The 25,066-nt window shown below is 46.7% G+C and carries 21 protein-coding genes and 1 other RNA gene; 17 read left to right on the forward strand and 5 right to left on the reverse strand.

Features of this window, described 5'->3' with window-relative positions; translation table 11 throughout:
* The first annotated feature begins 257 nt into the window (after positions 1 to 257).
* A complete protein-coding gene (locus AC1RJL_RS05110) occupies positions 258 to 1,175 on the forward strand; it encodes a LysR family transcriptional regulator (RefSeq protein WP_492911662.1) in 918 nt (305 codons plus the stop codon).
* Here AC1RJL_RS05110 and AC1RJL_RS05115 read toward each other — a convergent pair.
* The 4 genes from AC1RJL_RS05115 to tpx form a co-directional block, all read right to left on the reverse strand.
* A complete protein-coding gene (locus tag AC1RJL_RS05115) occupies positions 1,172 to 3,643 on the reverse strand; it encodes an EAL domain-containing protein (RefSeq protein WP_492911663.1) in 2,472 nt (823 codons plus the stop codon). The genes AC1RJL_RS05110 and AC1RJL_RS05115 overlap by 4 nt on opposite strands.
* Before the next feature lie 24 nt (positions 3,644 to 3,667).
* Positions 3,668 to 4,099, reverse strand: a complete 432-nt coding sequence (locus AC1RJL_RS05120; RefSeq protein ID WP_492911664.1) for a response regulator — start codon at positions 4,097 to 4,099, stop codon at positions 3,668 to 3,670.
* Positions 4,092 to 5,555: a sensor histidine kinase gene (locus AC1RJL_RS05125; RefSeq protein ID WP_492911665.1), complete on the reverse strand. Its 1,464-nt coding sequence runs from the start codon at positions 5,553 to 5,555 to the stop codon at positions 4,092 to 4,094. Before AC1RJL_RS05125 ends, AC1RJL_RS05120 begins: the two co-directional genes overlap by 8 nt.
* A 247-nt stretch (positions 5,556 to 5,802) precedes the next feature.
* The gene (gene tpx, locus AC1RJL_RS05130; RefSeq protein ID WP_492911666.1) at positions 5,803 to 6,300 is read right to left on the reverse strand and encodes a thiol peroxidase; all 498 of its coding nucleotides are present in this window, start codon (positions 6,298 to 6,300) and stop codon (positions 5,803 to 5,805) included.
* Positions 6,301 to 6,574: 274 nt separating this feature from the next.
* Between tpx and ffs the strand changes: the two genes are divergently transcribed.
* From ffs to AC1RJL_RS05210, 16 genes are all read left to right on the forward strand, one after another.
* An RNA gene (gene ffs / locus AC1RJL_RS05135) (signal recognition particle sRNA small type) lies at positions 6,575 to 6,670 on the forward strand.
* 180 nt (positions 6,671 to 6,850) lie between these two features.
* On the forward strand, positions 6,851 to 8,842 hold the full coding sequence (dnaX, locus tag AC1RJL_RS05140) for a DNA polymerase III subunit gamma/tau (RefSeq protein WP_492911667.1): 1,992 nt from the start codon (positions 6,851 to 6,853) through the stop codon (positions 8,840 to 8,842).
* 29 nt (positions 8,843 to 8,871) lie between these two features.
* A complete protein-coding gene (locus AC1RJL_RS05145; RefSeq protein ID WP_492911668.1) occupies positions 8,872 to 9,192 on the forward strand; it encodes a YbaB/EbfC family nucleoid-associated protein in 321 nt (106 codons plus the stop codon).
* Between the two features lie 143 nt (positions 9,193 to 9,335).
* Positions 9,336 to 9,929, forward strand: coding sequence for a recombination mediator RecR (gene recR, locus AC1RJL_RS05150; RefSeq protein ID WP_492911669.1), 594 nt, complete (start codon positions 9,336 to 9,338; stop codon positions 9,927 to 9,929).
* Positions 9,930 to 9,934: 5 nt separating this feature from the next.
* Positions 9,935 to 11,086 (forward strand): ribonuclease D, encoded by a 1,152-nt coding sequence (gene rnd, locus AC1RJL_RS05155; protein WP_492911670.1) that lies wholly within the window; start codon positions 9,935 to 9,937, stop codon positions 11,084 to 11,086.
* 12 nt (positions 11,087 to 11,098) lie between these two features.
* Complete coding sequence (locus tag AC1RJL_RS05160; protein ID WP_492911671.1) at positions 11,099 to 11,395, forward strand: YcgL domain-containing protein; 297 nt, start codon at positions 11,099 to 11,101, stop codon at positions 11,393 to 11,395.
* Between the two features lie 26 nt (positions 11,396 to 11,421).
* On the forward strand, positions 11,422 to 11,865 hold the full coding sequence (locus AC1RJL_RS05165) for a YcgN family cysteine cluster protein (protein WP_492911672.1): 444 nt from the start codon (positions 11,422 to 11,424) through the stop codon (positions 11,863 to 11,865).
* A gap of 35 nt (positions 11,866 to 11,900) precedes the next feature.
* Positions 11,901 to 12,401, forward strand: coding sequence for a hypothetical protein (locus AC1RJL_RS05170; RefSeq protein WP_492911773.1), 501 nt, complete (start codon positions 11,901 to 11,903; stop codon positions 12,399 to 12,401).
* Positions 12,402 to 12,614: 213 nt separating this feature from the next.
* Positions 12,615 to 14,591 carry a vWA domain-containing protein gene (locus AC1RJL_RS05175; RefSeq protein WP_492911673.1) on the forward strand — a complete coding sequence of 659 codons (1,977 nt, stop codon included), beginning with the start codon at positions 12,615 to 12,617 and terminating at the stop codon, positions 14,589 to 14,591.
* A complete protein-coding gene (locus AC1RJL_RS05180; RefSeq protein WP_492911674.1) occupies positions 14,591 to 15,067 on the forward strand; it encodes a GNAT family N-acetyltransferase in 477 nt (158 codons plus the stop codon). Before AC1RJL_RS05175 ends, AC1RJL_RS05180 begins: the two co-directional genes overlap by 1 nt.
* A 99-nt stretch (positions 15,068 to 15,166) precedes the next feature.
* The gene (locus AC1RJL_RS05185) at positions 15,167 to 15,634 is read left to right on the forward strand and encodes a Dps family protein (protein ID WP_492911675.1); all 468 of its coding nucleotides are present in this window, start codon (positions 15,167 to 15,169) and stop codon (positions 15,632 to 15,634) included.
* Positions 15,635 to 16,083: 449 nt separating this feature from the next.
* Positions 16,084 to 19,002, forward strand: a complete 2,919-nt coding sequence (locus AC1RJL_RS05190) for a TonB-dependent receptor (RefSeq protein ID WP_492911676.1) — start codon at positions 16,084 to 16,086, stop codon at positions 19,000 to 19,002.
* Between the two features lie 128 nt (positions 19,003 to 19,130).
* Complete coding sequence (locus tag AC1RJL_RS05195; protein ID WP_492911677.1) at positions 19,131 to 20,690, forward strand: tryptophan halogenase family protein; 1,560 nt, start codon at positions 19,131 to 19,133, stop codon at positions 20,688 to 20,690.
* Positions 20,691 to 20,723: 33 nt separating this feature from the next.
* Positions 20,724 to 21,458, forward strand: coding sequence for a SapC family protein (locus AC1RJL_RS05200; protein WP_492911678.1), 735 nt, complete (start codon positions 20,724 to 20,726; stop codon positions 21,456 to 21,458).
* 24 nt (positions 21,459 to 21,482) lie between these two features.
* Entirely contained in the window at positions 21,483 to 22,496 is a 1,014-nt protein-coding gene (locus tag AC1RJL_RS05205) for a cupin-like domain-containing protein (RefSeq protein ID WP_492911679.1), read from the forward strand.
* A gap of 114 nt (positions 22,497 to 22,610) precedes the next feature.
* Entirely contained in the window at positions 22,611 to 24,110 is a 1,500-nt protein-coding gene (locus AC1RJL_RS05210; RefSeq protein WP_492911680.1) for a tryptophan halogenase family protein, read from the forward strand.
* A 43-nt stretch (positions 24,111 to 24,153) separates the two neighbouring features.
* Here AC1RJL_RS05210 and AC1RJL_RS05215 read toward each other — a convergent pair whose 3' ends face one another.
* The gene (locus AC1RJL_RS05215; protein WP_492911681.1) at positions 24,154 to 24,864 is read right to left on the reverse strand and encodes a DUF6445 family protein; all 711 of its coding nucleotides are present in this window, start codon (positions 24,862 to 24,864) and stop codon (positions 24,154 to 24,156) included.
* Between the last annotated feature and the right edge of the window lie 202 nt (positions 24,865 to 25,066).

A 25,066-nucleotide genomic window follows, 5' to 3' on the forward strand; every position in this document is an offset into this window, starting at 1 on the left:
CCGGTAAGGCCGTCGGAAAAGTCACTGGAGAAGTCATCGCATAAATCCCATTAAATCGGTTAATCAGCCGGAATCCATGCAAGGATCCGCATGAAATCATTTTGTGGAATCATTAACATGAATAAAACTGATAATTTTCAGCTAAAAGGTGAAAATTATTAATGTTATGATGTAGGTTAGGCAGTCATGCCCAACATGTCCAAGGTCGGGTTATTCGGTGTTGGGCATGGCTGCCCAACCTACATGAGCACATCGCTATGATTGAAATCCGCCACCTGAAAACACTGATCGCACTGCGTGAAACGGGCAGTTTGGTTGAGGCATCTGAGCGCCTATTCCTCACCCAATCAGCGCTTTCCCATCAGCTTAAAGAGTTGGAATCGCGTCTTGAGTGTGAGCTGTTTATCCGCAAAAGTCGCCCATTACGGTTTAGCGAGGCAGGTAAGCGGATTCTATTATTGGCCGATGAAGTAATTGCCAAAGTCAGCGAAGCCGAGCGCGATGTAAAAAAATTAGTGCACGGTGAAGCGGGGCGCCTGTATATGGCGATTGAGTGCCACAGTTGTTTTAACTGGTTAATGCCCACCATTGATATTTACCGCAACCAATGGCCGGGAATTGAGCTGGATTTTTCCGGTGGTTTTACCTTTGAGCCTCTGCCTGCATTAGCGCAAGGTGATATTGATTTGGTGATCACCTCTGATCCGCAAGCGATCAAGGGCGTTGAATATGTACCGCTGTTTGGTTACGAAATGCACATCGCTATTGCTAATAATCATGCATTGTCCGAAAAGCAATTTTTGCAGCCCGATGATCTCGCCGATCAAGTGCTGATTACCTATCCGGTGGCGCGCGATCGCCTGGATGTGTTCAAACAGTTTTTGGAACCGGCCGGTATTGAACCTCAAACGGTACGCACATCAGAATTAACCTTGATGATGGTACAGTTGGTGGCGAGTGGTCGCGGTGTATGTGCGCTGCCTAATTGGGTATTGGCAGAATATGTAGCGCAGGGATTAATCAATGTGCGTTCGGCGGGTGCCAAAGGTATTTGGCCTACACTTTACGCCGCTGTACGTGAAGAACAATTAATGACACCCTTTGTGCAGGATTTTTTACACTTGGCAAAAACGCATTGCCTTAATAATTTGCAAGGTGTTGTGCAAGTTAACTAGGTTTTGCTGTTGCGCAACAAATCCAGTAATTTTTCCTGTGGTACCGGGCGTGAAAATAAATAGCCTTGTCCCAGGTTGCAGCCGCGGCTGGATAAAAAATCGCGCTGACTTTCTTCTTCTATCCCTTCGCCGACGATTTTCATCGGAATAATTTTACCCAAGCCGATAATCGCATTCACCATTTCATCATGTTCTTTTGCCTCGCCTATCCGGCTGACAAAAGAGCGGTCAATTTTTAAATACTGGGGTGCAAAACGCACAATATAGCTGAGTGATGAGTAGCCAACGCCAAAGTCATCCAGCGAAATGCGGATGCCAATACTTTTAAGTTCGCTGATTTGTTTCAGATTATTTTCGGTATTTTCCAGAAACATTTGCTCAGTAATTTCTACTACCAGCTTATCGGCCGGAATCCGGTATTCTTTCAATGCGGCAGAAAATAGGTCAAGCAAATTGTTCTGTTCAAATTGCCTGACCGAAACGTTAATGGACACAGTGAGCGGAAATCCGGCGCTATGCCATTCGGCAGCGTCAGCACAAGCTTGTTTGATCACCCAATCGCCAATTGGAAGGATCAGGCCATTTTCCTGGGCATAAGGAATAAATTCGTTTGGCGGAACCATGCCGCGTGTGGGGTGACGCCAACGCAACAAGGCTTCTGCTGAGGCAATGTGATTGGTTTGCAAATTAATAATGGGCTGGTAATAAAGTTCAAATTCATTGTTATTAATGGCTTTGCGTAAATCATTGTCCAGGCGCAAACGGTTGTGGACATATTCGGTTAATTCTTTGCGATAAAGTTGACTGCAACCGCGCCCTTTGGCTTTTGCGTCATAGAGTGCACTGTCGGCATTGCGCAGCAGGGTTTTTGCATCGTCGCCGTCGGTTGGATAAAGTGCAATGCCAAAGCTTATGCCCACATGCACTTTATTGGCGCCCAGGCGAATGGGTTTGTTGATTTTTTTAATCAACTTTTCAGCGACGGTAACAACCGCTTCAAACCTGGTTACCTCTTGTAAAAGCACGACAAATTCGTCACCGCCCAATCGGCAGATACTATCTTCGTGGCGCAAGGTTTTTTGCAAGCGGCGCGCTACCATTTTTAATAATTGATCCCCCGCCTCATGGCCCAAACCATCGTTAATTTGTTTGAAGTGATCCAGATCGCCAAACAGAACGGCAAAAGGTGCAGAGTTGCGGCGCGATTTCTGGATCAGGAATTCAATTTCCTCATGCAGCTTTGCACGATTGCCCAAACCGGTGAGTTGATCGTAATGCGCAAGTTTAATCAGTTGTGATTCGTAGCGTTTGCGTTCAGAGAGATCATAAATCTGCAAAAGGTAGCAAGGCTCACCAGCGGATTTATTGATAAATGCCAAACTGATCAGCGCCGGTACTGTGTGGTTATCTTTTGCAAGCAGTCGTATTTCATATTGTGCAAAAGCTAATTTTTCACTGCGTAGCTTTTCCAATTGGAATTGCATGATATTCGCATCTTCGGCATGAACCAAATCAAGTAGCTTAGGCATGAAAATAGTAGTGGCATCACAATCGTAGCCCAACAGTTGCCGCAAGGCGGGATTGGCCTGGATAGTGGTACCATCCACGCTGACCATCATCATCCCAAGCGGTGCATAATCAAATGCAGTGTGAAAAAGTTGTTCGCTATTGCTCAGTGCTTGCCGGGTTAATTCAATATCCGTGATGTCGGTGTTGCTGCCCAGCCAGCGAATAATTTCACCATCATCATCTTTTTGTGGCGTCGCGCGCGAGTCAAACCAACGGTATTCACCATCGTGGCGACGAATGCGAAAGACGCCATACATTTCGTCGCCCGTATTCACTGCCTTCAACCAGGATTGCATGAGGTTGTCGTGGTCATCGGGATGGACTTGTTGCAACCAGCCGTAACCCAGTTGTTCATATTCACTAATGCCGGTGTATTCGCACCAGCGGCGATTTAAAAAATCACATGAACCATTGGGTAGGCAGGTCCAGGTGAGTTGCGGCAGGCCTTCGGCAAGTTGGTTGAAGCGTATGCGATCTTCTTTTAACAATCGCTCTGACTCTGCCCAGTGCAAGCCGGCTTGCAGGGTGTTAACCAGTTGTTCGGCATCCAGATGGCGTTTGGGTAAATAATCAAACACGCCATCGCGCATCACATCAGCAATGATGCGCTCATCGCTATTGCCGCTGATCATAATAATAGGTGTGGGAGCGCTTCTGTGGTCCTGGATTTTGGTGATTAATTCCGAGCCCATCGCATCTTTGAGTTGATAGTCGAGAATCGCACAATCAAATTGTTGTTGATTGATTAATGCCAGGGTTTGAGCGGCAGAGTTGGCTTCTACAATAGTTAATTTGAGCAGGGTTTGTTTGAGTAAGCGCAAGATTTTTTCAAGGTCTACATCATCATCTTCCACCAGGAGAAGATTGATCGATTTGTCCGATACATTTTCAAGTACCATCGCCTGTCCCTTTTATGCACTTGATCAAATTGGTAATGCCACAGTAGTGCGATAATTGTCGAGTAGCGCGGCCAACTTGGCGAATTGTGGGCCGACCGCCGATTTAACCATGTAACCGGCGATATTTTCGTTGTAGGCGCGGGTTTTGTCGGAGTCGAAATCCGAAGTGGTCAATACAAAGACAATTGAGTCGTGCAAGTTTTTATCGCTGCGAATTTCCTGTAAAAACTCAAAACCATCCATGCGCGGCATATTTAAATCCAACAAAATGAGATAGGGTTTTTGAATGCTCAGGTCGGTATGTGAGCTGCGCAATATTTCCAGTGCTTCGATTCCATCGCGCGCCAGTGTAATAGGGAAGTCGATGGTGTTTTTGCGCAGGCTGCGCACGACGGATTCTGCGGCTACGTCGTCGTCATCGACCAATAAAATATTGACTTTGGCTGGGTTATTCATCGATATCTTTCCTCGCAAATCGCGGCCACCACACATGAAAGCTGCAGCCTCGGTTATCACTATTACTGATCAGTTCAATTTGTCCGCCGTGGCTTTCGGTAAGCCGTTTGGCTAATGCCAAACCGATTCCGCTCCCACTGGTCTCGTTGTTGCCAAGGGTTTGGAATAGGCGAAATACCCGTTCCTGTGCCGCTTTAGGAATGCCGGGCCCGTTGTCGATTACTTTGAATAAACAATAACTGCCGCTCGCTTCGGCACTGATGGTGATTGTCGGGTCGGAACCACTGTGATGTTTTAATGCGTTGTTGAATAAATTGCGCAATACAGTTTCAAGCGGAATTTTTGCCGCGTTAATTTCATTAATGCTGATGTCTTGCCGGATTTGAAAGCCGGGCGGGATAGGGTGCATCTCGATAATATCGGTAATAAGTGCGCGCACGTCGACAGCGGCGGATTCTTTCGCACGTTTGCCTGCGCGGGCGTAGAGTAATAAGTCATCAATCAATCGCTCCATACGCCCGATGCGCACTTTGATGCGCTCAATATTTTTGATCACTGGTGCGGGCGCGACATTGTTCAAGTCTTCGTTAATCCACTCCACCAAATCGCTAATGCCACGCAGTGGCGATTTTAAATCGTGCGAGGCAACATAAGTGAATTCTTCCAGGTGGGCGTTGGCTTGTTTGAGATTCAATTCCAGCCGTTTGCGTTCGGAAATATCGGTGACTACCGCGAGGGTTAAATTGCCGGTATCACTTTCCACCGGACTTAAACCAATTTCGATGGGAATTTCGGTCCCGCTTTTGTGGCGACCGGTTAAATCACGGCCCAAACCCATCGCACGCAGGCTTGGTTTTTGTAAATAGCCAATGCGTAATTTTTCGTGGCCTTCGCGGTAGCGCTCGGGCAGCAGAATATCCATCGATTTACCGAGCAGTTCTTCTTTGTGGTAACCAAACAGTTTTAGCAAGCTGGGATTAATCAGTTGGATGATTCCGCGCTCATCCACCAATAATTGCCCGTAGGGGGAGGCATCGATAATTTTTACCAGGCGTTCCTCCAATTGTTTGCGACGGGAAATATTGACGATGGTAGCCACGATTAATTGTTCGCCATCGGCAACGAGCGAGCGTAAACCGATTTCTAACGGGAACTCGGTGTTGTCTTTGCGTTTGCCGTAAAGGTCGCGCCCGGCGCCCATGTAGCGTGTGGAGGGTTGGTCAATATAGCTTTGGCGCAATTGTGCGTGGTTATGACTGAAGCGATCCGGCAGGAGCAAATCGATGCTTTGGCCGATGAGCTCATTGCGTGAGTAACCAAACAAACCTTCCGCTTCCGCATTCAGATAATTAATACGGCCGTTGTGGCGCGTAACAATAATTCCAGCGGGCACTGCATCGAGCAGATCCTTGATGTAATTGGGTTGGTTACTTCTGGTATGTTCCTGCAGTGACATCCTGAATCGGCTCCATTGTATTAACGCTGGCCACTTTCCAAACCTTACGGTTGAGTATAGGCAGCGTCTAAAGAGTGGGGCAGGCGGAAGCAAAGGAAAATAGCGAATTTTTCAGAGCGATTGGTAATTAAGTGCTTTATTGATAGCGCTTTTTGTATGGCAACAAGCGTTGGTAGTTAATCCGTGTTAAATAAAAACGCCAGCAAAGAGCTAGCGTTTTCTGGATCAATTTTAAATCGGTTGACGATTAAGCCAGCGCTTTTAATGCTGCATCATAGTTAGGCTCATGGGCAACTTCGCTCACCAATTCGGTGTGCAACACTTTACCTTCTTCATCCAACACAACCACCGCGCGTGCGGTTAAACCAGTCAGCGGACCATCTACCAGTTTTACGCCGTAGTCTGCTGCGAAGCTGGAGCGAAATGCAGAGGCAGGGATCACTTTGTCCAAACCTTCTGCGCCGCAGAAGCGAGCCAATGCAAAAGGTAGATCTTGTGATGCGCACACAACAACAGTGTTATTCAATGCGCTGGCTTGCGCGTTGAAAGTACGGACTGACTGGGCGCAGGTAGGGGTATCAACGCTGGGGAAAATATTCAGTACTACACGCTTGCCCACCAGATCCGCTGAGGAAACTTCTGATAAATCTGTCTTTACCAATTTGAATTCAGGAGCTTTGCTGCCCGACGCTGGCAAGTTGCCGTTAGTGTTAAAAGGGTTTCCTTTGAGGGTCACTGTTGCCATAGAAATGCTCCTGAACGATGGGATTGGGTTGTTGTGGTTTTTGTCATGAAGAAAAATACTGTTTGAAGCCTAGTTGATAGTGGCGGAAAAAGGAATTGCAATGGGCGCCATGCTAATAAAATCTTTCAATAACAAGACATTGCTCTCTTCCGGTTAAATCATGACCAGAAAAATTGTGCCTTGCATTGGCAGTGCAAACTGATGATAATGCGCGCCTCTTGCGCTGGCCGCTTCCACTTGGGCTGATGAGATTAGCAAGCTGTAATGGTGATCTAGCCGGTCCCCTCGCAATGACGATCTGTAAACCCCGCCAGGCCCGGAAGGGAGCAACGGTAGCAGTAAGTTATGTGCCGGGGTGTGGCTGGTTAGGTCGCCTCCAATCTTTTCGCTTTACTTCCACGCTCTTTCCTTACCAAACTTGTCTGTTTTTGCTTCTATTCATTCCCGTTTACGCTATTCGGGTTGGTGTCTATTTCCGGTATTGGTCGCTATAATCGCGCCCTGTTTTTTGCAAACAGCCCCATTCTTTGAATAGAGAGCAGCAATCGGCATGAGCTATCAAGTCCTGGCACGCAAGTGGCGTCCGCGTGTGTTTCGCGAAATGGTCGGGCAGGAGCATGTCCTGCAGGCATTGATCAACGCGCTGGACCACAATCGTTTGCATCATGCTTATCTTTTTACCGGCACCCGCGGCGTGGGTAAAACCACCATCGCCCGTATTCTGGCCAAATGCCTGAACTGCGAAACCGGCGTCAGCTCCGAACCTTGCGGCCAATGTGCCAGTTGCCGCGAAATTGCCGAAGGCCGTTTTGTTGATTTGATCGAAGTAGATGCTGCCTCGCGCACCAAAGTAGAAGATACCCGCGAGCTGCTGGAAAACGTCCAGTACGCGCCCACTCGGGGCCGCTACAAGGTCTACCTGATCGACGAAGTGCACATGCTCTCCAACAGCAGTTTCAATGCCTTGCTAAAAACCCTGGAGGAGCCACCACCACATGTGAAGTTTTTGCTGGCGACTACTGATCCGCAAAAACTGCCGATGACGATTTTGTCGCGCTGCTTGCAGTTCAATCTCAAAAATATGAATCCCGAGCGCATCGTCCAGCATTTGAAGTTTGTGTTGAACGAGGAGTTGGTGCCGTTTGAAGAAGCGGCGCTCTGGCATTTGGGGCGCGCAGCCGATGGCAGTATGCGCGATGCGATGAGCTTGACTGACCAGGCCATTGCCTATGGTTCGGGCAAGATTACCGAGGCCGAAGTTAGCACCATGCTCGGCACGATTGACCAGACAGCGGTTTACGATATCGTCACCGCCTTGGTTTCACTGGATGGAAGGGCGGTATTGGCAGCGGTAGAGCAGATGTCCGAGCAAGCGCCGGATTATGCCAGTGCACTCGCTGAAATGTTGGCGGTGTTGCATCGCATTGCGATTGCCCAGGCATTGCCGGAAGCGGTGGATAACAGCCACGGTGATCGCGAGCGGATTATGCAACTCGCCCAACAATTGCCGTCGGAAGATGTACAGCTGTTTTATCAAACTGCTTTATTAGGTCGCCGCGATTTGCCGCTTGCACCCGATCCGCGTGCCGGTTTTGAAATGGTGTTGTTGCGCATGTTGGCGTTCAAGCCGCAGGGCGTTATTGAAGTCCCAACACAAGCATTACCGCAATCTGCTGCGCCGGTAAAACCGGCAGCGGCGACACCTGTTGTTGAGCGCGCCGTTGACCAAGCTGTTGCTCAAACTGCTGTGCCCACTCAGGCACAGCCAGTCGCACCGGTACCGGCTAATCCACCAGCAGCAACACCTGTCGCCAATAATCCACCACCCGTTGCAACTGCACCTGTTCAGCCTCAGCCTCAAGTACAACAAGTGCAAGCTACCCCTGAGCCACCGCCGTATGAAAGTTACAGCGGTGGGCTTGACGATGATTATGCGCCGCCAGCAGAAGATGAATACGAACCCGCTCCTGCTTATTTCGAAGCGCCAGTTGCCGAGGTAAATAAACCAAAAAAGCCTGAGGCGGCGCAGCCGCCTGCAATGGAAATGGCGGCGACTTCCACAGCACCGGTCAGCAGCACAGCTTCTGCTCCGGAGAAAACAGTTGTTGAGCCTATGGCAACGCCGTTGCCAAAAGCTCTGCGCAAAGTACCTTATGAACAAGCAGGTCCCGCTGACTGGACAGAAATTTATTTGGGCTTGGGCGTTAGCGGAATATTGCAAAGCACAGTGGCGAATTGCCAGCTGATTGGCCGCCAAGGCAATGAATTTCATTTTGTATTGGATAAAGCCAACAGCACTTTATTCGACACCAGCCATGAGAAGCGGCTCGCCGGATTGTTGAGCGATTATTTTGTCGAGCAAGTAAATGTCCACATCAGGATGGGTGAAACTACGGCGGAAACACCTGCACAAATGGCAATCCGGTTGCGTGAAGAACGGCAGCAAGATGCGATCAATGCAATTAAAAATGACCCCATCGTGCAGCAGTTAATCGCACAATTTGGTGCGACGTTGCGCGAAGAAACGATTCAACCGATTTAACTTTTCACTGACTAATTAAAGAGGACGCTATGAAAGGTATTGGCGACTTGATGAAACAGGCCCAGCAAATGCAGGCCAACATGCAAAAATTGCAGGAAGATCTTGCCAAAGCAGAAGTGACCGGCTCGGCCGGTGCCGGTTTGATCAGCGTGGTGATGACTGGTCGTCACGATGTAAAACGTGTTTCTATTGATCAAAGTTTGATGAGTGAAGACAAAGAAATGTTGGAAGATTTGCTGGCGGCAGCAGTGAATGATGCCGTGCGTAAAATCGAAACGCAAAATCGTGACCAGATGGCAAAAATGACTGCCGGTATGGGAATTCCACCTGATTTTAAAATGCCATTCTGATCGTTGGGTGACTGCTTGCTGGATCCCAAAAAAATATCAGGCGCTACGCCTTTTGATTTTTAGGGGCGCCGCTTGCTGCGCTCAAAATTTCGCAATAAACACCAGGGCGCAGCAAGCGGCGCCCCTACAAAATTGGAAACTGAATGTTCAGCCCGTTAATTGATGAGCTTATGGCTTCACTGCGCTGTTTACCCGGCGTTGGCCCCAAATCCGCCCAGCGGATGGCGCTGCATTTGTTGGAGCGCGATCGTGCTGGTGCCGAGCGTCTAGCGCAGAGTTTACACAAGGCCGTGGAGGGTGTTGGTCGTTGCCAGCGTTGCCGCACACTCACCGAACAAGCGCACTGCGGTATTTGTGTCAACACCCGTCGTGATAACAGTTTGCTCTGCGTAGTTGAAACGCCCGGTGATGTTTTGGCGATTGAACAGGCGGGAACCTATCAGGGAAAATATTTTGTTTTACTGGGACATTTATCACCGATTGATGGTATTGGCCCGGAAGATATCGGTGTTGACCAGTTAATTCAGTTGTTGCAGCAAGAACCTGTTACTGAAGTGATTCTGGCAACCAATCCCACCGTAGAAGGTGAAGCAACGGCGTATTACATCAGTGAGCGCGCTAAACATTTGGATGTTACCGTCTCACGTATTGCCCATGGTGTTCCGCTCGGTGGCGAGTTGGAATTTATCGACGGCGGTACTCTCGCTCACGCGTTTTCCTCCCGTAGAAGTTTGTAATTTCAATGCTGATTCCAAGTGAACCAATCTGGATTGATCAAGACGATCAATTAACCGAACTCTGTGCCGGCTGGCGTAATCAGGCCGCTATTGCAGTCGATACCGAGTTTATGCGCAGCGATACGTTTTATCCGATTGCGGGTTTACTGCAGATCGGCGACGGTAAAGGCTGTTATTTAATTGATCCGCTGGCAATCAAAAATCTGGCACCGTTACGCGAATTAATGCTCGATACTGCTGTAACCAAAGTGTTGCATTCCTGTTCGGAAGATTTGGAAGTGTTCCAACGTTGGTTAGATGTTGTGCCAGCGCCATTGTTTGATACACAAATTGCTGCCGCGTTTGCCGGTTTGGGTTTTAGCCTGGGCTATTCAACACTGGTTAAAAATTTGTTGGGAATTGAAATTCCCAAAGATGAAACACGATCGGATTGGCTGCAGCGCCCATTGAGTGTTGCGCAATTAAAATATGCCGCCCTGGACGTTGCGCATATGTTGGTGGTGTACGGCAAATTATTGCAGCTACTGAAAACCAGCGAACGTTTGGAGTGGGTGAAAAGTGATTGCGCTGATGTAGTCACGAATGCGCGCAAAGCAGATAATTACAATGATGCTTATCAAAAAGTGGGTTTTGCCTGGAAATTGCGTCCGCAAGAGCTGGCCGTCTTAAAACAGCTTTGTATCTGGCGTGAGCGTGAAGCGCGCGCACGCGACCTGCCGCGCAATCGCTTAATTAAAGAGCCTTCGCTGTGGGAGATTGCACGCAAAAAAATCCAGGATCTGGCACATTTGTCCAAGGTACCGGATATTCCATCGCGCACGCTCAAACAAGATGCCGACACACTGTTGCAGATTGTTACAGAGGCTCTGGCGTTGGATGAAGCCGATTGGCCAGCGCGTCTCGATGCACCGCTTGCGCAGAGTGAAGGACCCTTGATGAAAGCCCTGAAAAATTATGTGCGTGAATATGCCGAGCAAGCGCAGTTGCCCCCTGAAGTATTGATTCGAAAAAAAGATTACGAACTGTTAGTGCGTTCAGGCATGAACGGCGGTAAATATCAATTGCCAGCGCGTTTATTGGGATGGCGCTTTGCGTTAATTGGTGAAGGATTATTGCAAGTGGCCCAAGCGCAATCTAACAATACTGAAACCATTTAATACGAAGTGCATATGAAAATTATTTGTGAAATTTATCGCAGCGCGAAAGAAGAGGGCATGTATCTATACGTTAAAAAAGAAGAAGGCTTGAGCAAGGTGCCGGAAGACTTGTTAACGCTGTTCGGCAAACCGCAGCAGGCAATGGTGATATTGCTAACGCCAGGGAAAAAGCTGGCAAATGCCAGCGTGGAAAAAGTAGCAGAGAGTTTGGAGGAGAAAGGTTTCTACCTGCAACTGCCACCACGCGGTGATCGCGATCCTGAAGCTGAGCGGTTGCGTGTACTCAATTCAAAATTGTCTGGGCACTAATCAGTATTTTTTAAGTCGGGCATGACATGGCACAACAGGTTTTTTGGCTGGCTAAAACACTTGAGCAAATGTCGCCGGAGGAGTTTGAATCCCTCTGCGATGGCTGCGGCAAGTGCTGCCTGCATAAATTGGAAGATGAAGATGATGGTGATGTGTACTACACCAACGTCGCCTGCCGTTATCTGGACCATGACACTTGCCGTTGCCAGGCATACACTGATCGCCAGCGCCTGGTAGAAGCTTGCGCAGTGCTGACACCGGCAACGGTAAAAGAGACTTACTGGCTTCCGGAAACCTGCGCTTATCGATTAATGGCGGAAGGAATTCCGTTGTTCGATTGGCATCCGCTGATCTCGGGCGATCCCGATTCGGTACATCAGGCGGGAGTTTCTGTCGCTGGCAGGGTGGTGCATGAAAATACGGTTGATCCATATGATTTGGAAGATCATATTGTTCGTTGGGTTAATTAACCGGGTGATTCGAGAGGAGACCTATTGTGGAAAATATGACTGACTATCAATACGCCTGGATGATGTACTTGATTGGCGCAACTGGATGCAGCCTGGCGGTCTGGTTGTTGTTTCGTCGCGCGGGTCGCGCCTGGGCGCATTTTTTTGTAATAACAGTGCTGGTGATTTTATTTACTCCCTATGCGGTTGATGCCGAATCCATGACCATGGCCCCCGCACTCTACACTGTGTTTTTTGGTTACATGGAAGGTGGTTTTGTGGCGATCAAACCGGTACTGAAATTAATGTTGGGAATCTGGATCGGTATGTTGATTTTGTCGTTAATCTACCAGTTGCTAACCCGTGGCCGCGCGCATGCGGATGATGAAGTTACTTACGAAGATTACCGCGGTAATTCGCCTAACTATCAGGACGATGAAGATGACTATGATTATTCCCACAAGTCCCGTCGCTCATCCAATACCGGCTTGAGCCGGGAAGAGCGTCTCGCTCGCCATGAGTTGCTTCACGATGAACCGATTCGCGCTATTCGTTAATCTTTCTGTTCAGTTATCTGTCTGCATTCCGAAAAGCCAGCCCAGTTTGAGTGCTGGCTTTTCGTTTTTTAGAAACAGAAATTTTTTACAACTTCCCCATCTATCAAAAATGGCGAATTGGCCACTAGCTGCTATAACTAATGGCGATATCGGCTAAAAAAGTCGGGCGTTTCAGGTGCTCCTGAACGGCAACGACTTTTTACGGGAATTCTCATGCGACACCTTACTCATTTTTTACTGTCTTGTTTGTTGCTCATCGCTGTTGCGACCATGGCTGGCGAGCTTGCCAAACCCCTTCCTGCTGATGTTCGGGTGATTATTGATATATCCGGCAGCATGAAAAAAACCGATCCCGAAAATTTGCGTAAACCTGCTGTCGATTTAATTGTCCGGCTATTGCCAGATAACAGCAAAGCCGGTCTGTGGACCTTTGGTCAATCGGTCAATATGCTGGTTCCTCATCGCGTCGTTGATAAGCAGTGGCGTGAAGAAGGTGCGCAAAAAGCCACCACCATTAACTCGATTGCCATGTTTACCAATATCGGCGCTGCACTGGAGAAGGCGACGGAAGATTATGCAACACCGGCAAAAGATTATCGGCGCAATATTATTTTACTGACTGATGGTGTAGTGGATATCAGTAAAGAAGCTGTAGTGAATCTAAACGAGCGTAAACGTGTACTGACGGAATTGTTGCCGCGTTTAAAAGAGTCTGACTATCGCATCCACACTATTGCGCTTTCAGCCGACGCAGATCAGGAGTTGATGAAAAAACTCTCAATTGCGACCGATGGTATTTTTGAGGTTGCCGATACTGCCGACGAATTAATGAGCACTTTTTTGCGCATATTCGATCAAGCTGTACCCACCGAGCGTGTCCCTCTGGATGAAAATGGTTTTCTTGTCGATAGGAGTATTCAAGAGTTTACCGCGTTGATTTTCCGCCGGGCGGAGATTCCAGCTACGATTATCATCGCGCCTGACGGTAAGGAGTACAGCAACACCGACCCCAACAATAATGTGAATTGGTATCGCACTGAAAAATACGACTTGATCACCGTGCAGCAACCGCAAGCCGGGCAGTGGAAAATAAAAACCGAGATGGCACCTGGCAGTCGGGTTACGGTGGTTAGTAATTTGCAATTGGCGGTGCAGCCACTTAAGAGCAACATCAAATCTACCCAACCTCTGGATTTGACCTATTCTTTTTTGGAAAATAACCAGACGATTACTAATAGAGATTTTCTCGGTGTGTTGACCGGTAAGGCGGTTATCTCCCAAGCTGATTCACCCGAAGTCACTGAGATGGATTTGACCAATCCAATCCCTGCCGACGGAATTTTTCATCGCAGTCTGCCTGGTTTTGCCAAGCAGGGCGAATACGATCTTCGAATCGTTATTGATGGCAAAACCTTCAAACGTGAATTTATCCACCGCATCAATATTACCGATTCAGCCTTTAAGCTGGAAAAGCACGTGGATGAAGCCGAAGGTAAAAAAACCTACGTTTATTCATTAGCCGCCGATGTAGAAGTGGTTGATGTAGCTAATACCAAGGTGACCGCGCTGATCAAGAACTCCAAAGGCAATAATCTGGATCAGCAATTGAATGCGATCGGTAAGGATCATTGGGAGTTTTCGTTCGCGCCCGTGCAACCTGCGCGCTACGATGTCACTCTGCAAGTTGAGGGGAAACAAATTGACGGCAGTCCGCTATCTGAGGCTATTAATGCTGATCAGTTTTTCTTCCCGAATGAAGCGGCAGTGGTAGCGGTTGAACAATCTAACAGTGAAGCGACGGTATCTTCATCGGTAGCTGCTGAACCGGCAGTATCGGAGGAGCCTGAGCGGGAAGCTGAAGAGTCAAATGATCTATTAGTTTATATCAGCATCGGTGTCGGAAATTTATTGGTTCTGATCCTGGGTTATGTTGCCTATCGCCTGATTGCCGGTAAAGATAATAAAGATGAAATGGCAGAGATTGAAAAAACCCTGGTAACCAAGCCTGGCGACTTGCAAAAGGAACCGGAAAAAAAGACCACTATTGATGTGTCGGATGATGCTACGGCGCACATCCCTATGGGAGATTCAACGAGTTCAGAGATGAATATGGCCGATGATTTGATGGCGGATAACCTGTTCCCGCTAGATAATATGGATGACTCTGGTAACGATAAAGATAAATCCTGATGCCTGTTTCTGATTTGCCGCCCATTAACCATCAAACCGCAAGTGTAGAGTTCCTCCAATTTCAATTGATCGGACCGGTGCGTTTGGCCCTGGTTGATCGGTTTTATCGCTCCCATGGTTACAAAGTAAAGTGTGGTGCTGGTGAGCGTGTTTATGCTTTTTCGGACAGGGAAGGAGCCTTTGTTGCGGCGGCCCGATTGGTTCCGCAAAGTTCAGGACATTATTGGCTGCGTAACTTGCTGGTCGCAGGCGCTTGGCGAGGGAAGGGAGTGGCTACAACGTTAATGCGAAATTTCTTGCCTAATCTCGCTCCATACGGTTGCTACTGTTTTGCGCTTCCGCATCTGGCCAATTTTTATACGGCGTTGGGCTTTGACCAGAATCCCCTGCATTGCCCGGATGACATTGCATATACCTACCAGATATATCGTGCCCGTGGCCGCGATTGGGTACTGCTGGGTTATAGTGGCACTTGAACTATTCTTTTCTATTCCCATCATAGACAAAAGCAAATAGCGCCAAGGTATGTCTCTATCTATAGTTTATTTAAATCAATGTGTTTATAAGGAGTCACCATGAACATCGATATCGGAATTTCCCAACCGCACCGTGAAGAGATAGCCCAAGGCTTATCCAGCTTATTGGCTGATACCTACACCCTCTACCTTAAAACCCATAACTTCCATTGGAATGTGACCGGACCGATGTTCCAGACATTGCACCTGATGTTTGAAACCCAATACACCGAGCTGGCTTTGGCGGTGGATGTGATTGCCGAGCGTATTCGCTCACTCGGCTTCCCGGCTCCGGGTACTTACAAACAATATGCAGCATTGAGTAGCATTAAAGAGGAAGAAGGTATTCCCAAAGCCCAGGATATGATTCGGCTATTGGTAGAGGGACAAGAGGCTGTTGTACGCACAGCGCGTTCACTTTATCCTGCGGCGGAAGCTTGTGCTGATGAAGCAACTGCTGACTTATTGACCCAGCGCATTCAGTTACATGAAAAAACAGCGTGGATGCTGCGCAGTTTGTTAGAGTAATTATGACTATATTTTAAGAGGCTATAGATTTACCAAAACCCGGTTAAGCCGGGTTTTTATTGTCTGAAATTTGTGCGTACAAGTAGAATTTCTTTTCTCGAACCCTATTTATAAATGGAACTGCATAACAAAAAAGTGGAGTTATCGCGCCAATATAAAATTATTTTATTTTTTAAGTGTTTGATATTTATTGGTTTTTTAGAGATAAGGATGAATACAGATAAATTTTATTAACATGAACTTCCCATGTTGAACAGAAATCCCTTATTAGGACGCTAGTCCGGCTCGAACTTGCAAATATAGGCTTGAATTAGAAGTGGGCTAACTGCTTTTAATTTACCAACAAAGCAAGACCAGTATGGTAACTGGCTAAGGGATACGGCAATCCCAAAGGAGAGCAGTCCCGCAACGGCGAGTTACGATAACAATAACGGTTCGAGGATAAGTTCATGCAAAACCCAATCAACTTTAAGAAGAAGATCATTGCTACCGCTATAGCAACCTATGTGCTGACCGGCTTAAGCGGTGTAGCTTTAGCGCAAGATGATAGTGTTGAAGAAGTAGTTGTTACCGGTATTAAAGGCAGCTTGCAGCGCGCAATGGATATCAAGCGTGATGCAACTGGTGTAGTTGATGCCATTTCGGCTGAAGACATCGGTAAGATGCCTGATACCAACCTCGCAGAATCCCTGCAACGTATTCCCGGTGTATCGATTGACCGTGTAAACGGTGAAGGTAGTAAGGTAACTGTTCGTGGTCTCGCAGGTGATTACAACCTGGTAACCCTGAATAGCCGCCAGATGCCTGCATCATCATTTGGCACCAGCCGTTCCTTTGACTTCGCCAACTTGGCTTCTGAAGGTATTTCAGGTGTAGAAGTGTACAAAAGCGGCCGTGCTGATGTGCAATCCGGTGGTATGGGTGCCTTGATCAATATCACTACCCCGCGCCCTCTCAACAGCCCGGGCCTGAAAGCTGTCCTTGGCGGTAAGGCGGTGTATGACGATTCTTCAGCACTGAAGAATGACGTGACTCCGGAAGTATCCGGCTTGTTTAGCAATACCTTTGCTGACGACACTATTGGTATTGCGCTGACTGGTAGCTATCAAGAGCGTAACAGCGGTGACCGCAACGCCGGCGTCAGCGATTGGTTTGTTCATGCCACAGATGGCGGTGACTGGGCCAATATTCCAGAGGAAAATCAGCCTGGCGATGGCAGAACCTACGGGATTCCTTCGGAGGTGATGTACACCGTTAATGAAGTAAACCGCAAGCGTTTGAACGGTCAGCTTACTTTCCAATACCAACCGGTAGAGCAACTGACAGTTACTGCGGATTACCTTTACGTACAGCAAGAAACCGAAGCCAACCAATTTGGTACTGGTATGTGGTTTACCCGTACCAGCGGTATTGATATTGAATGGAGTGATACCAACCCTGCGTATCCACTTTCCTACACGGAAAACACGGGCTGGCATGAAATAAACGGCATTCTCAAGCACAACAAGACCAAATCTGACCTTAAATCGGCAGGTTTGAATGTTAAGTGGGATGCGACTGATAACCTGGCGCTGGAATTTGATGCGCACAACTCAGAGTCTTTCTCTGGTCCGGACGGTAAGTGGGGCGGTAATAACCAATTTAACATTGGTACTATCGATAACTACAGAGCGACGATGGATTTCTCCAGCAAGTTCCCGATCCTGCATGTTGGTTACGAAGACGGCCGAACTTCAGCGACGCCGGATGTCGCTATCCAGCAATTGACCAATAACATATTCCGCGTTCAAGAGCAGGAGTCCTCGGTTGATGAATATCAATTAAAAGGTACCTATACCTTTGATGACAGTTTTATCGATCATGTTAAAGCCGGTTTAGGCACCAATGAAATCACCAACGACTACTTCTTCCTTGGTTACCAAGCGCAAAACCAGGGTAGTTGGAGTGGTGTTCAGGGTGAAAATGGTGTTGGCGATATTCCACAGTCTTACTGGATTGTCGATAAATTGTCCAACTACTTCGATAACGGCGCTGTTAGAAACCCGAACTTCCAAAATACCTTTGTTCGCGGCAACTGGAACGAACTTCTTGCTATAGGTGCACAACTTTATGGTTCAGATACCGGTGTTTGCCCAAGAGCTTATTGCACTGTTAGGGATCCAAAATTAGCAAATGACGGCTTCGACGAGCAAAGAACCGTAGAAACCTCTGATTTCGCCTACCTGCAGTTCGGTTTCAAGCCAGAAATTGCCGGTTTGCCAGCTAACTTGGGTGTAGGTGTTCGCTATGAAACGACGGATGTCGAGTCAACCGCCAACTTGTCTGCCTACACACCTTATATCCGTTGGAACAGCGGTAATGAATACTCCTTGTTGTCCACCGGTGATTTTGAGTACGGCACAACCACAGGTAGTTACTCAAAAACCTTGCCGAATGTTGATTTTGATATCGCGCTGACCGATGACGTCAAAGCCCGTGCCTCTTTCAGCAAAACAATTGCTCGTCCAAACTACAATGACCTCAAAGGTGGTTTTGTTTGGGGTACAGCACCGCGTGTCAGCATGGGTTCTGCATCGGCCGGTGATCCCGATCTGAATCCAATGGAGTCAACCAACTACGATATATCGGCAGAATGGTACTACGCTGATTCCAGCTATGTGTCTATCGGCTTTTTCAAGAAAGACGTAGTTGATTTCGTTGGAAGTAGTGCGCCAGTTACCATCACGGACAGTGGTTTCCATACCCCTGTTAACGGTCCAAGATGGCAGGCTGCCGTTGCTGCTGTGGGTAATGACTTGGGGGCAATCAACCAATACATTGTTGCCAACTATCCTGCCAGTGTAGATGCTACTACTAATCATGTATTTGCTTTGCCTGAAGATCCAATTCTGCCATTTGAAGTTACTCGTCCGATCAACAATGAAGATGTATCGATTGATGGTATTGAAATCACTCTCCAGCATACCTTTGGCGAATCGGGTTTCGGTTTCCAGGCTAACGCCACCAAAGTGGATTCCGATACCGAGTATGACAACGTGTCCAAGGCTTCCCAGTTTGCAATCCTCGGTTTGAGCGATTCTGCCAACTTTATCGGTTTCTATGATAAAGATGGGTTGCAGGTGCGTATTGCCTACAACTGGCGTGACGACTTCCTGTCCGGTGGTGGTGGGAACCCTCGTTATACCGAAGCCTATGGTCAGTTGGATGCGAGCGTAAGTTACGACCTCACTGATAACCTGACGTTGTCACTTGAAGGTCTGAACATTACCGACGAAACCACGCGTACATATGGTCGGAATAAGGGTATGACGTTTAACTACATTGAAACCGGTGCTCGTTATAACCTGGGTGTTCGTTACAACTTCTAATATTATTAGGTGTTGTGTTACAACCGAAAAAAGCCGCTGGTAACAGCGGCTTTTTTTACCCGTTGCTGTTATGTTTATATAAAGTTTTTACTATTAAAATTATTATAAAGTGTGTGTAGGTCGCGTATATGACTAATGAAGTAACCCGCGTTGTCATTGTTGGTGGCGGTTCTGCAGGCTGGTTAGCTGCAGGTATTATTGCTGCATCATGTCCTGCTCATATCCAGATAAGTCTTATAGAGTCACCCGATATAAATCCCATTGGCGTGGGTGAAGGAACCTGGCCCACCATGCGCACGACCCTGGAAACCATCGGTATTTCCGAGTCAGCGTTTTTTCGTGAATGCGATGCCAGTTTTAAGCAAGGCTCCAAATTTTCTCGCTGGACGAGTCTGTCAGCCGACGATGATTACTATCATCCTTTTATGCCACCAACCAAATATCACGACATCAATTTGGCTCTCTACTGGCTACCTTTTAAAGACAAAATAAATTTTGCCAATGCGGTTTGTGCGCAGGCTGCTATTTGTGATCTTGGGCTTGCACCCAAACAGATTTCTACTCCTGAATACAGCGCCGTATTGAATTACGGCTATCACCTGGATGCGGGAAAGTTCTCGCCCTTTCTGCATAAACATTGCGTTGAAAAATTAGGTGTGAATTACATCAGTGCTAATGTTACTAATATCAATACTCAGGATAACGGCGATATCAAATCCGTTACTACCGATAGTCGGGGTGATATTGAAGGCGATTTGTTTATCGATTGCAGCGGTTTAACATCGCTGTTGCTGGGAAAACACTACGCAATTCCTTTTGTTTCACAAAAGCATATCCTATTTAATGACTCGGCTTTGGCGGTCCAGATTCCCTATGCTGAAGACGCGGATGCGATTCGTCCCTACACGCTCTCTACCGCGCAAACTGCCGGTTGGATTTGGGATATTGGTTTGCAATCGCGACGCGGTGTTGGTCATGTTTTTTCCAGTGCCTATACTACAGATGAGCTGGCCGAGCGGGAATTGCGCAATTACATAGCATCTGCTGTGGGTGAGAAAATGGCGGAATCGCTGGCGGTTAGAAAAATTGTTTTTAACCCTGGTCACCGCGACACTTTTTGGCATAAAAACTGTGTAGCGATTGGTTTGTCTGCCGGCTTTATTGAGCCCCTGGAAGCTACGGCGCTGGTATTGATTGAGCTTTCAGCAAAAATGATTGGCGAACAATTTCCTGCTAATCGCACAACCATGGATATACTCGCAAAGCGTTTCAACCGGACATTGACCCACCATTGGCAACGCATAATCGATTTTTTAAAGTTGCATTATGTAATGACCCAGCGTACCGATACCGAGTATTGGCGCGATAACTGCCTCATCAGCAGTATTCCCGATAGCCTACGTGAATTGCAGGAATTGTGGAAAGTCCAATCTCCATGGCTGTACGATGAAATTTTTCGGGAAGAAATGTTCCCCTCGGCCAGTTATCAATATATTTATTACGGAATGAGGGGTAACACGGCCGTTCCTGAATTCCATATGGATAAGCGAGCGAGTGATAAAAAGCTGAGAAAGGCAGAGACGTTATTTATGGAGAATGCCCAACTCATCCAGCAATTGAAAAAGAACCTGCAACCGCATCGTGAATTGATCGAGAAGATAAAGAAACACGGGCTGCAAAAAATTTAAGCCTTCGCTGACAATAAAAACATTGGAGATACCATGCCAAATTTCGCTTTACTCAATAACGTCGCGCACAAAAACCTGCGTGTAGTTCGTGAGCATTCATCCCGTTACGGTGACAATGAAATGTCAACGGTGACATTTCCTCAAGAGTTTCGCGCTATTCAAAATGAGTATCCGATTTTCTTCCAAAAAAATGCGGAAAACGGAAGGTTCATTCCTGTTGCTTTGGTTGGCTTGCGTCAAAACGAAAACCTGTTTTTGTCTGATAGCGGCTGGGACGCTAATTACATTCCTGCATCAGTAAAAAGAAGGCCATTTTTGATCGGCATACAACCGCCAAAGCCAGGTGAAGATGGCCAGAGTCGCATGGTATATGTGGATATGGATAGCCCGCGTCTTAGCGAGACTGAGGGGGATCCGGTATTCCTTCCTCACGGTGGCTATTCGCCTTATCTTGAAGCTGTCGTTGAGCTACTGGAATATATCCAATACGGCACCGAGTTAAATGAACGTTTTGTTAACGAATTGCTGCAATATGAGTTACTGGAAGTCGTCACACTGGAAATTACCCTGAAAAATGGCGATCGCAATAATCTCGCTGGTTTTTACACGATCAATGAAGACAAGTTGGCAGCGCTGGATGGTAATGCCGTCGCGAGTTTGCACAGCAAAGGTTACCTGCAATTTATTTACATGGTGTTGGCCTCGCATTCCAATGTGGTGAAATTGATTAACCGTATTGAAACCAAGCTTGCAAAAACAGCAATCTAATCGATTGACCACTAAGCGGCCGTTATGATCGATATTAAAAGAAGCGTTAAGGTAATCGAAGGTTGTTCTCCTGGCCAGATTCCGGACGACGTATTTGCCTCTTCTGAACCATTAATCCTGAAAGGTTTGGCATCCTCCTGGCCCATTGTGAAAGCGGGGTTGGAATCCAATACAGATGTTGCAAAATATTTGCTGCAATTTTATCAAGGCCAGGAGGTTTTGGCCTTTTTGGGCAAGCCGGAAAATAACGGCCGCATTTTTTATGATGAAAAACTGACAGGGTTTAATTACGACACTGTCAGTACCCAACTTGATTTTGCGCTCAAACAATTGGCATTGCACAGTGATAATACTAATCCCCCGAGTATTTATATTGGTTCAACCAATGTGGATTCTTATTTGCCGGGGTTTCGTGCCGAAAATGATTTGGGTTTGGATCAATATAATCCTTTAGTTAGTATTTGGTTATCCAATAAATGCCGTATCGCAGCCCATTGGGATAGTCCGCTTAATATTGCATGCTCGGTAGTCGGTCATCGGCGATTTACATTATTTCCTTTTGATCAAATGGAGAATTTGTATGTTGGCCCGCTCGATAAAACGCCGGCGGGGCAAGCAATCAGTTTGGTGGATTTTTATAATCCTGACTTTGAACAATTCCCAAAATTCAAAGCGGCATTACAACACGCACAAGTCGCCAATCTTGAGCCGGGCGATGGAATTTTTATTCCGAGCATGTGGTGGCATCACGTTGAAAGCTTGGGCTCGCTCAATATATTAGTGAATTACTGGTTTAAAGATGTGCCCGCCTATTATGGACAGGCAGTTAATGCCTTGTTTCACTCGATATTATCAATTCGCGGCTTACCGGCTGCGCAGCGCAATGCCTGGAGACTGATGTTTGATCGCTATGTATTTGATTATGACAAGGCCGAGTTCCAGCATATCCCGGAACAAGCCCAGGGTGCTATTGGTGAGCTGACCGATGAGAATGCCCGGAAAATTTTGGCGCGCCTTTTAAACCAGTTAAAGCGATAAATTAATAAAGTGAAAAATCAATTGAAGCGTTAAATAAAGTAAACCGCTGAATAAATTGAATCGATAAAAATACAGTGCAGAAAATAAGAAGCTGCTAGAGAGACTGGAGAAAAAATGAATTACACAACCAAAGTCAAGAAAGTCGTGATTGTAGGCGGTGGTACAGCGGGTTGGATGGCTGCTGCGTCTTTCTCCAGATTGCTCGGCAAAAGTATTGAAGTCACCTTGGTAGAATCCGAAGAAATAGCTACCGTGGGTGTGGGTGAAGCTACAGTGCCGCCACTGATTTTGCTTAATCGTTACTTGGATATTAACGAACAAGAATTTATGGCCGCGGTGAAAGGATCGATCAAGTTAGGGATTTCTTTTGAAAATTGGCGAAATGTGGGCGAGGACTATATCCATCCCTTCGGTTATACCGGCAAGGATACATGGGCTGCCAGCTTTCAGCATTTTTGGCGTAGAGGTTTGGATATAGGTGTGAATTATCCACTGAGCGATTATTCGGTGGAGTATACAGCGGCATTGCAGAATAAATTTGCCCATATGCCTAATGCAACCTTAACCTATGCCTATCATATCGATGCCGGTTTCTACGCAAGGTTTTTGCGAAATATTGCCGAAAAAGCAGGTGCGACACGTATTGAAGGCAAAGTAGAAGACGTTATTCTCGATAAAGCCCAACATATCCAATCTATCAGGTTGGCATCCGGTGCAGTTATTGATGGCGATCTTTTTATCGATTGCTCCGGATTCCGTGCTTTATTAATTGAACAGGCTTTGCATACCGGCTTTGAAGATTGGTCGCACTGGCTGCCATGCGATAGTGCGCTTGCAGTGCAAACTGAATCTGTGCGTGAGCCAGTGCCTTACACGAGAGCCATTGCACATCGCGCTGGTTGGCGCTGGGAAATTCCATTGCAGCATCGAGTTGGCAATGGATTGGTTTATTGCAGTCGCTATATGTCAGACGATGAAGCTGGAAAAACCTTATTGGAACAAATTAATGGACGTTTAATTTCTGAGCCAAAAATCATTCGCTTTAAAGCAGGGCAGCGCCTTAAATACTGGAACAAGAATTGTGTAGCTTTAGGTTTGGCAAGCGGATTTATTGAACCGTTGGAATCTACCAGTATCCATATGATCCAACGAGGCATAACACGGCTTATACAAATGTTTCCTCATGATGGAATCCGTGGCTGTGATGCTGATGAATATAATAAACAGATGAAAACAGAAGTTTTAACCGTAAGGGATTTCGTTGTAATGCACTACCATTTAACCGAGCGGGAAGACAGTGCGTTCTGGCGTTACTGTAAAAATATGCCTATCCCTGCATCACTTGAGCATTGCATACGTTTATTTAAGGAAACCGGTAAGTTTTTTGTTGAATCACCGTATAAACTTTTTGCAGAACCATCCTGGTTACACGTGATGGTAGGTCAGGGCGTTATTCCCGAGCGCTATCATGCGGTGGCTAATGAAATGACAGATGCTGAATTGAAAAGATTTCTGGAAGATATCAGAAATTATGTAAGGCAAACTGTCCAGAAAATGCCTTCACATCATGATTATTTGCAGTATTACTGCAAAGCGACAGCATGGGATGCATAAATTTATATGAGCCAGGTTAGTTCACCTGGCTTGACTCAAAATATTATTTCAAATAAATGAAACTGTTCAGCGTCAGGCGACCAACAACAGGATTGGGGCGGAACTGGAAATTTTCAGGGATAGACGCTGAATGCAATACGTCGCCGGGGTACATAATCAACCGGTTGAAGTTTGCTTCATAACGGCCAATTTCTTCGTAATATTGATTGGAGCCATTGATATATTTTTTATGCCAGCTAGTGTCTTGCTCTTCTTTCGAAAGATGCCCGGCATAGATATCCATCCGCTCAGGGGAAAGTTGCTCAAACCCTGTTGCTCTGTGTCGATAAAGCGATGTGCCGCCTTTGTCTGGTGTGCAAAGATAATGAACACAAGCCAATTTGTGTTTATTTATGGTATCAACATGCGGACGCGATTGCGGGAGTGCCAATCTGGATGGCGGTGTTAGCACCAGGGAATACATAGATTGGGAATGACTGATATTTTCCGGCGTGATGTTAAATGTTTGGCAAATAATATCGCGCAAATAAGTTTGCAGGGCCTCGCTATAAAAATCCGGTACTTTGGATTGTATGCCTGGGTAATAATCTGTTCCATCATGGAAATCGCCAAACTTTACTGCAAAACCCAACAAAGCTTCCGCTTCATATAAAAAATTATCCACTATCAATACTGGTGTTTTTTCATTACCTACAATGTCAATATGATAGCGAAATCCAGGATGTAATGGTGGTAAAAAATTATTGTTGGACATGTTGGTAATCTCGCACAATTTTATTGTAGATATTATTGCTTATTCTGGTATTGGCTTCCACACTTAGCTGATAAAGTTATTTTATTGCTTTTCTGTGAATTGTTTCAGTGCGCGAATAGAGTTTATTTATTCGAACACTCCCATGTTTTGTAATTCTTGTTGGTTATCCATGCGAAAGAATTTGGCAAATGAGATAATCGTG

This window comes from Cellvibrio sp. GW822-FHT04B05 (assembly GCF_058800985.1).